Below are 12,718 nucleotides of genomic sequence, written 5' to 3'. Positions count from 1 at the left end.
GACAGCAGGGGGAGAGGGGAGCTTCGTACTGCGAACAAAAACGGCACGAATGGCTTGCTGGATGTGCGAATCGCGCGGCGTCGCCAACTATTGCGCGGGTGGGGTGGGTTTTTGGTTGCTGCGGTGCAGCATTTGCTTCAAGATCCCCTCAGGTGAGCTGTTGAAGCCTTGTTGACCGCATGGGCGTGGCAGCTGATTTGCGACCTGCCCCTTGTCCATCGATTTCCGGACTGCCATGCCCAACAAAGCCGCCGCGTTCAACATCGACCTGTCCAGCCTGGCCTGCCCGCGCTGTGGGCGCTTGGCCCTGAGCGAGATCGACGAGGCGGTCTATTGCGGGGCCCGCACCAAGGACAAGCATCTGGCCTGGCCTTTGAGTGACCCGGTCGCCTATGCACGCTGTGACAGCTGCTTTCTGGTGCTGGGTCTGCCCGATGCACGCGAACACCCTCCTGCGGCGTGGCCTGTGGCCAAAGGCTGAAGCCTGCACCCGAATGTGAGTTCGTTGTTGGGGCGGACAATCTTTCGGTGTAACCTGCCGGCCTTCCCGACCCGCAAGGACCCTGCATGCACTCGCTCATCAGCCCGACCCCCCGCCCGACCCCCCGCCTCGTCACCCGCAACACCGCTCTGCGCACTCTGCTGGCCGCCGCGCTGTTGAGCCTGGCCCCGCTGAGCCAGGCCCAGCAGGTGCTGCGAGTGACCGCCATCCCCGACGAGTCGCCCACCGAGCTGGCCCGCAAGGCCGCGCCGCTGATGAAGTACCTGGAAGCCAAGCTGGCGGTCAAGGTGGAATACACCCCGGTCACCGACTACGCCGCCTCGGTGGAGGCCCTGGTCAACAAGAAGGTGGACATGGCCTGGTTCGGCGGCTTCACCTTCGTGCAGGCCCAGGTGCGTTCCAACGGCAAGATCATCCCGCTGGTGCAGCGTGAAGAAGACGAAAAGTTCAAGTCGGTCTTCATCAGCGCCGACCCGGCCATCAAGTCGCTGGCCGACCTCAAGGGCAAGGATGTGAGTTTCGGCTCGCAAAGCAGCACTTCGGGCCACCTGATGCCGCGCAGCTTCCTGCTGCAGGCCGGCCTCAACCCCGAGCATGATTTCCGCCGGGTTGCCTACAGCGGCGCCCATGACGCCACCATCGCCGCCGTGGCCTCGGGCAAGGTGCAGGCCGGGGCGCTCAACATCTCGGTGTGGGACAAGTTCGTGGCCGACAAGAAGGTGGACACCAGCAAGGTGCAGGTGTTCTACACCACCCCGCCTTACTACGACTACAACTGGTCGGTGCACGCCGACATGCCGGCCGCCCTGCGCGACAAGATCACCCAGGCCTTCCTCGCGCTCAACAAGAGCACGCCCGAGGGCAAAGAAGTGCTGGACCTGCAGCGCGCCACCCGTTTCATCCCGACCAAGGTCGAGAACTACAAGAGCATCGAAGCGGCCGCGCGCAGCGCCGGTCTGCTCTGATCGGAGCCGCCCTTGGGTCTGATGCTTGAGCTCGACCAGGTCGCTGCCCAGCACCCGGCCGCACGCGCAGGCGCGCGGGCCGCGCTGGCCGGGTTGAGCCTGCGCCTGCGGCCCGGCGAGCAGGTGGCCGTGATCGGGCCCTCGGGCGCTGGCAAGACCAGCCTGCTGCAGGTGATGGCCTGTGCTCTGCCGCCCTCGAGCGGGGTGCTGAGGCTGGACGGGCTTGACCCCTGGGGACTGCCACGGGGGCGCCTGCAGCAGCTGCGCGGCCGTCTGTTCCTGGCGCCCCAGGTGCCACCGCTGCCGCCCCGCCAGCGCGTGGTCACCTCGGTGCTGGCCGGGCGCCTGCCGGCCATGGGGCTGCTGGCCAGTCTGGCCTCGCTGTTCCACCCCAGCGATCTGCCGGCGGCTTTTGAGGCCCTGGAGCACTTCGATCTGGGCGACAAGCTGTTCGAGCGGGTGGATCGCCTGTCGGGCGGCGAACGCCAGCGCGTGGGCCTGGCCCGTGCCCTGCTGGCACCGGCCTCGCTGTGGCTGGTGGATGAACCCCTGTCGGCCCTGGACCCCACCCGGGCCCGCCAGGCCATGGCCACCCTGCAGCGGGTGGCCCGTGAGCGGGACATCACCCTGGTGGCTTCGCTGCACCAGGTGGAGGTGGCGCTGGCCTGCTTTACCCGCATCGTGGGCCTGCGCGAGGGGCGTCTGGTGTTCGACCTGCCCGCCGCCGAGGTGAGCCCGCAGCGGCTGGCTCGGCTGTATGCCCAGCACGAACATGAGCTGCGGGGTGAGGGGCCACCCGCCCCAGGCCTGCATGTCGATGACCTGGTGGAGCCGGTGGGGCTGTCGTGTCGTTGAACCCGGCGGCACGCCTGGCCCCGCAGCGCGACCCGGCCTGGCGACAGCGCCTGGCCGCTTGCGCCGTGGTGCTGGTGCTGCTGTGGCCCTTGCTGCAGGCCACCGAATTCAAGCCCTGGATCCTGCTGCAGCCCGACTCGCTGGCCTTCAGCGGGCGCTTTCTGGCCAGCTTCTGGCCCTTGGCGGGCGGGGCCGAGTTTCTGACGATGCTGGCGCGCGAGTCCTGGCGCACGGTGGCCATGGCCACGGTCGGGGTGGCGCTGGGCTGGTTGCTGGCGGTGCCGCTCACCTTGCTGTCGACCGCGGCCTTGTCGGTGTCGGCCTTGTCCGGCCGCATGGCCCGGGGGCCGTTCTGGGCGCGCCAGCTTGTGCGTGCGCTCTTGATCGTGCTGCGCAGCGTGCCCGAGCTGGTCTGGGCCCTGGTGTTTGTGCGGGTGGTCGGGCTGGGGCCCACCGCCGGTGTGCTGGCCATTGCGCTCACCTATGCCGGCATGTTGGGCAAGGTCTATGGCGAAATCCTGGAAAGTGGCGAGCAGCATGCGGCCCAGTCCCTGCTGCGCAATGGCGCGGGCCGCCTGCAGGCCTTCTTCCACGGCTTGTTGCCCACCTGCGCGGCCGAGCTCAGTTCCTACACCGTCTACCGCTGGGAGTGCGCCATCCGGTCCTCGGTGGTGCTGGGCTTTGTCGGTGCCGGGGGGTTGGGCCAGCAACTCGACAACTCGATGAAGATGTTCAATGGCGCCGAGGTGGCCAGCATGCTGCTGGTGTTCATGGCCCTGGTGGCCCTGGCCGATCGGGTCAGTGCCGGCCTGCGGAGGCTGCTCGGATGAGGCCCGTCTTGCCTTCAGATCTGCGGGCCCCGGCGCCCTGGCGCCGACCCGGTCTGTGGTTTGCCGTCGGTGTGCTGGCGCTGGTGGTGGCCAGTGCGGCCTCGCTGGATCTGCAGTGGCAGCAGTTCCTGTCGCTGGAGGCCCTGCACAGCATGGGCCGCTTCCTGGGCGAGTTCTACCCGCCCGATCTGTCGCCCGGCCTGCTGCGCCAGGTGCTGGTGGCCAGTTGGGAGACCCTGGCCATGTCCTTGCTTGGCACCGGGCTGGCCGCGCTGGGCGGCCTGCTGCTGGCGCTGCCGGCGAGCCGGCTGCAGGCGGGGGAGCGGGCCTGGCTGCGCACCCCGACGCGTTGCTTGCTCAATGCCTTGCGCTCCATCCCAGAATTGGTCTGGGCCACGCTGCTGTTGATTTCGGCTGGCCTGGGGCCGTTCGCCGGCACCCTGGCCCTGGCCTGCCACACCCTGGGCGTGCTGGGGCGCCTGTTTGCCGAGGCGCTGGAGAATGCCCCGACCGGCCCGGCCGAGGCGCTGCGCCAGCAGGGCGTGGGGCGCGTGCAGGTGCTGGCTTACGCCAGCCTGCCCCAGGTGCTGCCCCAGTGGCTCAGCTACACCCTGTACCGCTGGGAGAACAACATCCGCGCCGCGGCCGTGCTGGGCGTGGTGGGGGCGGGTGGCCTGGGCCAGTTGCTGGCCTTTCACATGGGCCTGTTCCACATGGGCAAGACGGCCACCATCCTGGCCGCCATGTTGTTGATGGTGGCGGCGGTGGACGCGCTCAGCCTGCTGGCGCGCCGTGCCCTGATGCGCTGAGGGGGCTGTTCAGGCCCGGGTCAGGGCCTGCAGCAGGCGCTGGTGTACGCCACCGAAGCCGCCGTTGCTCATGCACACCACGTGGTCGCCGGGGCGGGCCGCAGCCGCCACTTGCTGCACCAGGGTGGCGATGTCGGGGGCGGTGTGGGCGCGCGCACCCAGGGGCGCCAGGGCCTCGGCCGCGTCCCAGTCCAGGCCGCCGGTGTGGCAGAAGGCCAGCTCGGCGCTGGCCAGTGACCAGGGCAACTGGGCCTTCATGGTGCCCAGCTTCATGGTGTTGCTGCGTGGCTCGAACACCGCCAGGATGCGGCCACCGGTGTCGCTCACCGGGCCCAGGCGCTGGCGCAGGCCGTCGAGTGTGGTGCGGATGGCCGTGGGGTGGTGGGCAAAGTCGTCGTACACGGTGATGCCGCCGACCTGGCCGCGCACTTCCATGCGGCGCTTCACGTTCTGGAAGCGCGACAGCGCCTCGGCCGCCACCTCGGCGGGCACGCCCAGGTGATCGGCCGCGGCCACGGTGGCCAGGGCATTGAGCTGGTTGTGGGCGCCGCTGAGCGCCCACTGCACGCGGGCCACGGTTTGGCCATGGCGCAGCACGGCGAAATCATGGGCCTCGCCCTCGGCGGAGAAATCGCTCACCGTGCTGCCGAAGCTGCGCACCTCGCTCCAGCAGCCCTGGGCCAGCACGCGGGTCAGGCTTTCTTCCAGGCCGTTGACCACCACGCGGCCCTGGCCCGGCACGGTGCGCACCAGGTGATGGAACTGGCGTTCGATGGCGGCCAGGTTGTCGAAGATGTCGGCGTGGTCGAACTCCAGGTTGTTCAGCACCGCAGTGCGCGGGCGGTAGTGCACGAACTTGCTGCGCTTGTCGAAGAAGGCGGTGTCGTACTCGTCGGCTTCGATCACGAAGGCGCTGCCTTGCCCCAGCCGTGCCGACACCCCGAAGTTCAGTGGCACGCCCCCGACCAGAAACCCGGGCTGGAGGCCGGCCTGATCGAGCACCCAGGCCAGCATCGAGGTGGTGGTGGTCTTGCCGTGCGTGCCGGCCACGGCCAGCACGTGGCGGCCGTGCAGCAGGTGCTCGGCCAGCCATTGCGGGCCGCTGGTGTAGCGCGCCCCCTGGTCCAGAATGGCTTCCATCAGCGGGAACTTGGGGCTGCCGTCGGCCAGTCTGGCGCGGCTGACCACGTTGCCGACCACGAAGACATCGGGCTTCAGGGCCATCTGATCGGCCGAGAAGCCTTCGATCAGGTCGATGCCCAAGGCCCTCAGCTGGTCGCTCATCGGGGGGTAGACCCCCGCGTCGCAGCCGGTGACGCGGTGGCCCGCCTCGCGGGCCAGGGCCGCCAGGCCGCCCATGAAGGTGCCGCAAATACCCAGGATGTGAATGTGCATGAAACCGATTTTACGTGGGGTCATGGGCGGTGCCGGCCAGGGCCAGCGTGGGGGCGGGCTGCCGAGCTATCAATCTGGTAGCGGCGGAGCCGGGCGGCGAAAAAGCGCAAAATGCCCGCTTTGCAATCTCTGCGGTCAGCGTGCTGAAGGCCCGCCTGGCCAGTCTCCATGGAAAGTCTCGCCTCAGAAATCGCCGCGACCGCTGCCCGCATGGTGGTGGAAGAAGGCCTGGAATATGGCGCGGCCAAGCGCCGTGCCGTCAAGCAGCTGGGTTTGCCGGCCCGCACGGCCCTGCCCGACAACCTCGCGGTCGAGGATGCGGTGCTGGAGTACATCGAATTGTTCTGTGCCGACACCCAGCCGGCCGAGTTGCGTGCGCTGCGCGAACTGGCCCTGGTCTGGATGGAGCGCATGGCGGAGTTCCGCCCGCACCTGACGGGGGCGGTCTGGCAGGGCACCGCGACGCGCCTGTCCGATATCCGTATCCAGTTGTTCTGTGATGACCCCAAGTCGGCCGAGATCCGGCTGATCGACCACAACGTCGACTACGAGCCGCAGACGGTGCAGGGTTTTCGGGGTGAGCCGGTCGAGGCCCTGTCGCTGGGCTCGCCCTGCAAGGCGCTGGGCGAGGTGATCGGTGTGCATCTGTTGATCTATGACCTGGACGATCTGCGTGGCGCCCTGCTGCCCGATGCCCGCGGGCGTGCGCCCCGGGGCAATCTGGCCGCCGTCCAGGCCTTGTTGAAGAAAGCTGAAGCATGAGCGAATCCCCGGTGGTGAATTCTTCCGGTGCCGGTCGGCGCCGCTGGTTGTGGGCCTCGGCCGCAGGGTTGGCCGCCGTGGCCGGCGCTGGCCTGGGTTGGTGGCGCATGCGGCCGCAAGGCACGGACGGGGAGGCCGGTGCGGCCTTGTCCGAGCTGTGGGGCCTGAAGTTCGACCGCCCCGGTGGCGGTGAGCTGGTGCTGGCCGATTTCAAGGGCAAACCCCTGCTGATCAACTTCTGGGCCACCTGGTGCCCCCCGTGTGTGGAGGAGCTGCCCATGCTGGATCGGTTCCAGCGCGAAACTTCGGCCAATGGCTGGCAAGTGCTGGGATTGGCGATCGATCAGCCCAGTTCTGTGGCCCGTTTCCTGAGCCGTACGCCGCTGGGATTTCCGGTCGGACTGGCCGGTTTGGGGGGCACCGAGCTGGCGCGTGCCCTGGGCAATGAGAACGGCGGTTTGCCGTTTTCGGTGGTGATCGCGCCGGATGGACGGGTAATACAGCGTAAAATGGGCCAGATCACGCCCCAGGAACTGGCGGCGTGGACCCGCTCCGGCTGACCGCCGGGGTGTCTTTGAGGCCCCTTCTGCTCAGGGGCCTTCCTGCAGACTTCCAGGGCATTTTCTTTGATGTGCCTGAATGAAGTTGTAATTAATTTGTCTGCTGATGATGAATTTTGGCGCTGTTTTGCAGTAAATTCGCGCCTGTTATCGTTTCAGCTGTTGGAGCTTACATGGACCTGCGAAAACTCAAGACCCTGATTGATCTGGTGTCTGAATCCAATGTTTCAGAACTGGAAATCACCGAAGCCGAAGGCAAGGTGCGCATCGTGAAGGGGGGCGGGGCCGTGGTTCAGCAAGTGGTGGCAGCGCCTGTGCTGGCCCAGCCTGCCGTGGCCGCAGCACCTGCCGCTCCGGTGGTTGCCGCTGCACCCGCCGCCGCTGCGGCACCCGCAGGGCACACGGTCAAGTCGCCCATGGTGGGGACGTTCTACCGCGCCTCCAGCCCGGGTGCCAAGGCCTTTGTCGAGGTGGGCAGCCAGATCAAGGAAGGCGAGACCATCTGCATCATCGAGGCCATGAAGATCCTCAATGAGATCGAGGCCGACAAGTCGGGCACCGTGACCCAGATCCTGGGTGAGAACGGCCAGGCCGTCGAATACGGTCAACCCTTGTTCGTGATCGAGTGAGCGCATGGGGGTGCCGGCACGGCGGGCCTGCGGGGCCGTCAGCCGTCGGGTGCCCATCCCTGAGATAGTGCACGCGCTGCGTGCGGGGCTCTGCCGCCCCGGGAGCACTGATGTTTAAGAAAATCCTGATTGCCAACCGGGGGGAGATCGCCCTCCGCATCCAGCGGGCCTGCCGCGAACTGGGTGTCAAGGCGGTGATGGTCTATTCCGAGGCCGACCGCGATGCCAAGTACGTCAAGCTGGCGGAAGAGGCCGTGTGCATCGGCCCGGCCCCGTCACCCCAAAGCTACCTCAACATGCCTGCCATCATCTCGGCAGCCGAGGTGACCGACGCCGAGGCCATCCACCCTGGCTATGGCTTTCTGAGCGAGAACGCCGACTTTGCCGAGCGCGTCGAGAAAAGCGGTTTCCAGTTCATCGGCCCCACGCCCGAGTCGATCCGCATCATGGGCGACAAGGTGTCGGCCAAGCAGGCCATGATCCGGGCCGGCGTGCCCTGCGTGCCGGGTTCGGAGGGTGAACTGCCCGATGATCCGGTGCAGATCAAGCGCATCGCCAAGACCGTGGGCTACCCGGTCATCATCAAGGCCGCAGGCGGCGGCGGTGGCCGCGGCATGCGCGTGGTGCACACCGAGGCCGCGCTGGTCAATGCGGTGCAGATGACCAAGGCCGAGGCGGGGGCTGCGTTCGGCAATCCTGCGGTCTACATGGAAAAGTTCCTGCAGAACCCGCGCCACATCGAGATCCAGATCCTGGCTGACAAGCACCGCAATGCGGTCTATCTGGGCGAGCGCGACTGCTCGATGCAGCGCCGCCACCAGAAGGTGATCGAAGAGGCGCCGGCCCCGGGCATCCCGCGCAAGCTGATCGAAAAGATCGGTGAGCGTTGCGCCGCCGCCTGCAAGAAGATCGGTTACCGCGGTGCGGGCACCTTCGAGTTCCTGTACGAAAACGGCGAGTTCTACTTCATCGAGATGAACACCCGCGTGCAGGTGGAGCACCCGGTGACCGAACTGATCACCGGCATCGACATCGTGAAGACCCAGATCATGGTCGCCGCGGGCGAGAAGCTGCCGTTCACGCAGCGCCAGATCGAGATCCGGGGCCACGCCATCGAGTGCCGCGTGAACGCCGAAGACCCGTACAAGTTCGTGCCGTCGCCGGGCCGCATCACCATGTGGCATGCGCCGGGCGGCCCCGGTGTGCGCGTGGATTCGCACGTCTACACCAACTACTTCGTGCCGCCCAACTACGACTCGATGATCGGCAAGATCATCGTGCACGGCGACACCCGCGAGCAGGCCCTGGCCCGCATGCGCACCGCCTTGCTGGAGACCGTGGTCGAGGGCATCAACACCAACATCCCGCTGCACCGCGAGCTGATGGTGGATGCCAAGTTCATGGCCGGCGGCACCAACATCCACTACCTTGAAGAGTGGCTGGGCCACCACAAGCGCTGATCGGCCCGGGCCGGACTGCCCCGCTGCGGGCGGCCGGCCTCCCAAGACCCCAGGAACGCCATGTTTGAACTCCGGCTGCTGTGCCCCGAAGACCACGTCGAAACCGTGAGCGACGCGCTCGATGCGCTGGATGCCCTGAGCGTCAGCGTCGAGGACGCCGACGCCCAGACCGATGCCGAGCAGGCCTTGTTCGGTGAACCCGGCATGCCCCCGCCCAAGGAGGGCTGGCAGCGTTCGCGCGTGATCGCCCTGTTCCCCGACGAGGCCAGCGCCGATGAGGCGGCCAAGCTGCTGCAGTTGCAGGATTTCTTTGCCGACTGCCGTCTGCTGGGCCTGGCCAAGGTGCCCGATGAAGACTGGGTGCGCCTCACCCAATCGCAGTTCTCGCCGGTCGAGATCACCCCCGAGTTCTGGATCGTGCCCACCTGGCACGAGCCGCCCGAGCAGGCCCGCCAGGTGATCCGCCTGGACCCGGGGCTGGCCTTCGGCACCGGCACCCACCCCACCACCCGCATGTGCCTGCGCTGGATTGCGCGGCGGCCGGCCACGGCCGCCCTGGGCCGCGTGCTGGACTATGGCTGTGGTTCGGGCATTCTGGCCATCGGTGCGGCCAAACACGGTGCCCAGGCCATCGACGCGGTCGACATCGACGAGGCGGCCGTGCAATCCACCCACCTGAATGCCGAGGCCAACGGTGTGGCCTTGAACGCCGGCCTGCCAGACAAGGCGCAAGGCGTTTACGACACGGTGCTGGCCAACATCCTGGCCACGCCTTTGAAGGTGTTGGCACCGCTGTTGTGTGCCCATGTGGCGGCAGGCGGCTCGCTGGTGCTGGCCGGCATCCTGGAGCGCCAGGCCGATGAACTCAAGGCGGCCTACGCCCCCTGGCTGCAGTTGTCGGTGGCCGACAGCGAAGACGGCTGGATCCTGATGACCGCGCAGCGTTAAGCCGGCGCCACACCCGCCGTGCCAGCGGGTGATCCGCCGGGTGAAAAATGCGGCCGCGCCCCTACAATCAGGCGCATCCATGAGCCTCATCACACGTTGCCCAGCCTGCGCCACGACCTTCAAGGTCGTGCCGGACCAATTGAGGATTTCCGACGGCTGGGTGCGCTGCGGGCAGTGCACCGAGGTGTTCGATGCCACGGCCAACCTGGTCCAGGAGGGCGATGCCCCTGCCGCTGCCGGCCCGCTGGCCCAGGGGCCGCAGTCCGCCGCACGAAGCCCCCGGCCCGAGCCGCCGGCCTTTTTGCGTGCTCCTTCCGGTACCAACCCCGGCACACCTTCGAGCCCACCTTCCACCCCTGCCGTCCGCAGCCCGATCAGCCCATCGGTAACGCCTGCGCCGCAGGCTGTACGCCAGCCTGTCGCAGCGCCGGTCCAGGTGCCTGTGCCGGCCGTGGCGCCCGTGCCGGCTTCGCCGCCAGAACCACCCGCTGCCCCGCCAGCCCCCCGGCCCAGCCGCGAGCCGGTGATGCCAGAGCTGGTGATGCCAGAGCTGGTGATGCCCGATCTGGTGCTGCCCCCACCCCCTGCACCTGTTCGTGTCCCCGCACCTGAGGCGCCTGTGGCCGAGCCCGTGGTGCCACGCAGTGCCGATGAATTGCTGGCCGAACAACTGGCCCGGCTGGATCTGGATCTGGCCACGCCCGATGCACGTCGCCAGGTCGAGCCCACCCTGGACGAGGACGATCTGGGTCTGGATCTGCGGGAGGTGTTCTCCCCCCAGCCCGAGCCTGAGGAGCCCCGCGTTCAGGTCGAGTTTGCGCCCGTCACCGAGTCCGTCGAGCCGCGTGTGCGCCCGCAGGGCGATCGGTTTCCCGTGTTGTCGGTGCCTGAGCTGGACCTGCCCGGTACCCCGCGGCCTCCGCGTGCCGATCCCCCGGGGGTGACACTGGCGGCCCTGCGTTTTCCGGATGATCCGGCCCCACCCGCCGCACCGGCCGCATCCGGCGTGGCGGAGCCCGTGCCGCCACTGAAGACCGAGCCCGTGCGGCACGAGCCAGGCCTGGCGGACGAGGTGTCGCCCAGCCTGCTGTCCGAATCGGCCGCCGTGGATGCACCGGGAGATCTGTCCACGCAGTGGGCTGCCGAAACGCCGGCCCAGGCCATGGCGGCCGCACCCGCGCCGGCGCCCGCTCGGCGTGCCGAAGATGAAGTGGATGCCTTTGGTCCCGATGTGCTCAAGGGCCTGCAGTTTCTGCGCCGGGCGCGGCGCGAGGCCTTCTGGCGCCGTCCGCTGGTGCGTGGCGTGCTGGGCTTGGCGGCGCTGCTGTTGTCCGGCCTGCTGGTGCTCCAGTGGGCCTTGCACGAACGTGCCCGCCTGGTGGCCGCCGAGCCCGGTCTGCGGCCCGCCTTGCAAGCCCTGTGTGACGTGGTGGGCTGTGATCTGGCGCCGCTGCGCCGCATCGAGTCCTTGGTCATCGAATCCTCGGCCTTCAACAAGACCCATGGCGAGGGCTTTCAACTGGCCCTGGCCGTGCGCAACACCGGCGCGCTGCCGCTGGGCATGCCGGCCGCCGAACTCAGCCTCACCGACTCGCAGGACCAGGCCGTGCTGCGCCGGGTGTTCCTGCCGGCCGAACTGGGCGCGCCACCGACATTGGGCCCCGGAGCCGAGTGGAGTGCGACCTTGCCTGTGCGGGTGGCGGGAGCCGCTTCTTTGCGCATCGCGGGTTACCGGGTGCTGGTTTTTTATCCCTGACGACTTTCAAGAAACGATTTCAACAACATGGCAGCAATCATCTGTGGTTCCCTGGCTTTCGACACCATCATGACCTTCGAGGGGCGGTTCGCGGACCAGATCCTGCCGGATCAGCTCCACATCCTCAACGTGTCTTTCCTGGTGCCGGCCTTGCGGCGCGACTTTGGTGGCTGCGCCGGCAACATCGCCTATGCGCTCAAGTTGCTGGGGGGCACGCCCTTGCCCATGGCCACGGTCGGCAACGATGGCGCTGACTACCTGGAGCGCCTGCGCACGCTGGGCATCAGCTGCGAGTACGTGCGTCAGGTCTCGGACACCTACACGGCCCAGGCCATGATCATGACCGACCGTGACAACAACCAGATCACGGCCTTCCACCCCGGCGCCATGATGCAGGCGCACCAGACCCGCATCGAGGCGCGCCCCGATGTGCGCCTGGGCATCATCTCGCCAGACGGGCGCGACGCCATGATCGAGCATGCCGCCCAGTTCAAGGCCGCCGGGATCCCCTTTGTGTTCGACCCGGGGCAGGGTTTGCCGATGTTCGACGGTGCCGATCTGGCGCGCTTCGTGGACCAGGCCACCTGGGTCACCGTCAACGACTACGAAGGCAAGATGTTGTGTGATCGCACCGGTTGGACCCCGGCCGAGATTTCGCGGCGTGTGCAGGGTGGCCTGGTGATCACGCTGGGCGCCGAAGGCAGCGAAGTGTGGGTGGCGGGCCAGCGCACCCATGTGCCGCCGGTGCAGGCCCAGGCCGTGGTGGACCCGACCGGTTGTGGTGACGCCTGGCGCGGCGCTCTTCTGTTCGGTCTGGAGCAGGGCTGGGATTTGGTGCGTTGTGCGGCCCTGGGCAGCCGGGTCGGTGCGCTCAAGATCGCCCAGCGCGGGCCGCAGAACTACCAGCTCGACTTCCAGCCTTGATCGGGTGAAGGGGCCCGGCCTGCGCCGGCTTCACCCACAAAAAAGCCCGAGGCCGTGAGGCGTCGGGCTGGCACGTCGGAGAACGTGTCGCTCAGGGCTTGTTGCCGGTCGGGAAAGGCCAGGCAGCCTGAGGGTTGAGTGTGGTCTGAGCGGCCGGAGCAGCAGGAGCCACAGGGGCAGCGGCAGGCTTGGCGGGCGCCTTCTTCGCGGCAGCCTTCTTGGCAGCAGGCTTCTTGGCAGCCGGAGCCTTCTTGGCCACAGTGGCCGCGGTCTTCTTCGGAGCAGCAGCCTTCTTGGTCGGTGCAGCGGCCTTCTTGGCAGGA

The 12,718-nt window shown here is 67.9% G+C and carries 13 protein-coding genes and 1 pseudogene; 12 read left to right on the top strand and 2 right to left on the bottom strand.

Going from position 1 to position 12,718, the window contains the following annotated elements; translation table 11 throughout:
• The first annotated feature begins 235 nt into the window (after positions 1–235).
• The 5 genes from L880_RS0127090 (at position 236) to phnE (ending at position 3,961) form a co-directional block, all read left to right on the top strand.
• Complete coding sequence (locus L880_RS0127090) at positions 236–481, top strand: hypothetical protein (RefSeq protein WP_027478260.1); 246 nt, start codon at positions 236–238, stop codon at positions 479–481.
• An 86-nt stretch (positions 482–567) separates the two neighbouring features.
• A complete protein-coding gene (locus L880_RS0127085) occupies positions 568–1,467 on the top strand; it encodes a putative selenate ABC transporter substrate-binding protein (RefSeq protein ID WP_157463079.1) in 900 nt (299 codons plus the stop codon).
• Positions 1,468–1,488: 21 nt separating this feature from the next.
• The gene (locus L880_RS0127080) at positions 1,489–2,322 is read left to right on the top strand and encodes a phosphonate ABC transporter ATP-binding protein (RefSeq protein WP_027478258.1); all 834 of its coding nucleotides are present in this window, start codon (positions 1,489–1,491) and stop codon (positions 2,320–2,322) included.
• Positions 2,319–3,152 (top strand): PhnE/PtxC family ABC transporter permease, encoded by an 834-nt coding sequence (locus L880_RS0127075; protein ID WP_027478257.1) that lies wholly within the window; start codon positions 2,319–2,321, stop codon positions 3,150–3,152. The genes L880_RS0127080 and L880_RS0127075 overlap by 4 nt, the downstream gene beginning before the upstream one ends.
• The gene (phnE, locus tag L880_RS0127070) at positions 3,149–3,961 is read left to right on the top strand and encodes a phosphonate ABC transporter, permease protein PhnE (protein WP_027478256.1); all 813 of its coding nucleotides are present in this window, start codon (positions 3,149–3,151) and stop codon (positions 3,959–3,961) included. The genes L880_RS0127075 and phnE overlap by 4 nt, the downstream gene beginning before the upstream one ends.
• A gap of 9 nt (positions 3,962–3,970) precedes the next feature.
• On the opposite strand, the gene mpl is transcribed toward phnE, so the two are convergent.
• A complete protein-coding gene (gene mpl / locus L880_RS0127065; RefSeq protein WP_027478255.1) occupies positions 3,971–5,356 on the bottom strand; it encodes a UDP-N-acetylmuramate:L-alanyl-gamma-D-glutamyl-meso-diaminopimelate ligase in 1,386 nt (461 codons plus the stop codon).
• 168 nt (positions 5,357–5,524) lie between these two features.
• Between mpl and L880_RS0127060 the strand changes: the two genes are divergently transcribed.
• From L880_RS0127060 to L880_RS0127030, 7 genes are all read left to right on the top strand, one after another.
• Positions 5,525–6,118: a hypothetical protein gene (locus L880_RS0127060; RefSeq protein WP_027478254.1), complete on the top strand. Its 594-nt coding sequence runs from the start codon at positions 5,525–5,527 to the stop codon at positions 6,116–6,118.
• Complete coding sequence (locus L880_RS0127055; RefSeq protein WP_027478253.1) at positions 6,115–6,678, top strand: TlpA family protein disulfide reductase; 564 nt, start codon at positions 6,115–6,117, stop codon at positions 6,676–6,678. The genes L880_RS0127060 and L880_RS0127055 overlap by 4 nt, the downstream gene beginning before the upstream one ends.
• Before the next feature lie 173 nt (positions 6,679–6,851).
• On the top strand, positions 6,852–7,307 hold the full coding sequence (gene accB, locus L880_RS0127050) for an acetyl-CoA carboxylase biotin carboxyl carrier protein (protein ID WP_027478252.1): 456 nt from the start codon (positions 6,852–6,854) through the stop codon (positions 7,305–7,307).
• A gap of 110 nt (positions 7,308–7,417) precedes the next feature.
• Positions 7,418–8,767 (top strand): acetyl-CoA carboxylase biotin carboxylase subunit, encoded by a 1,350-nt coding sequence (gene accC, locus L880_RS0127045; protein WP_027478251.1) that lies wholly within the window; start codon positions 7,418–7,420, stop codon positions 8,765–8,767.
• 60 nt (positions 8,768–8,827) lie between these two features.
• Positions 8,828–9,715: a 50S ribosomal protein L11 methyltransferase gene (prmA, locus tag L880_RS0127040; protein WP_027478250.1), complete on the top strand. Its 888-nt coding sequence runs from the start codon at positions 8,828–8,830 to the stop codon at positions 9,713–9,715.
• Positions 9,716–9,794: 79 nt separating this feature from the next.
• Positions 9,795–11,471 (top strand): zinc-ribbon and DUF3426 domain-containing protein, encoded by a 1,677-nt coding sequence (locus L880_RS36715; RefSeq protein WP_051443626.1) that lies wholly within the window; start codon positions 9,795–9,797, stop codon positions 11,469–11,471.
• Between the two features lie 27 nt (positions 11,472–11,498).
• Positions 11,499–12,395 carry a carbohydrate kinase family protein gene (locus tag L880_RS0127030; protein ID WP_027478249.1) on the top strand — a complete coding sequence of 299 codons (897 nt, stop codon included), beginning with the start codon at positions 11,499–11,501 and terminating at the stop codon, positions 12,393–12,395.
• Positions 12,396–12,486: 91 nt separating this feature from the next.
• Here L880_RS0127030 and L880_RS34615 read toward each other — a convergent pair.
• A pseudogene (locus L880_RS34615) lies at positions 12,487–12,718 on the bottom strand (histone); the annotation flags it as partial.

Origin of the sequence: Curvibacter gracilis ATCC BAA-807, assembly GCF_000518645.1 — a bacterium.
Lineage (GTDB): Bacteria > Pseudomonadota > Gammaproteobacteria > Burkholderiales > Burkholderiaceae_C > Curvibacter > Curvibacter gracilis.
Note: the sequence above shows the minus strand (reverse complement) of the source record. Positions and strands in the feature narration are given on the sequence as shown.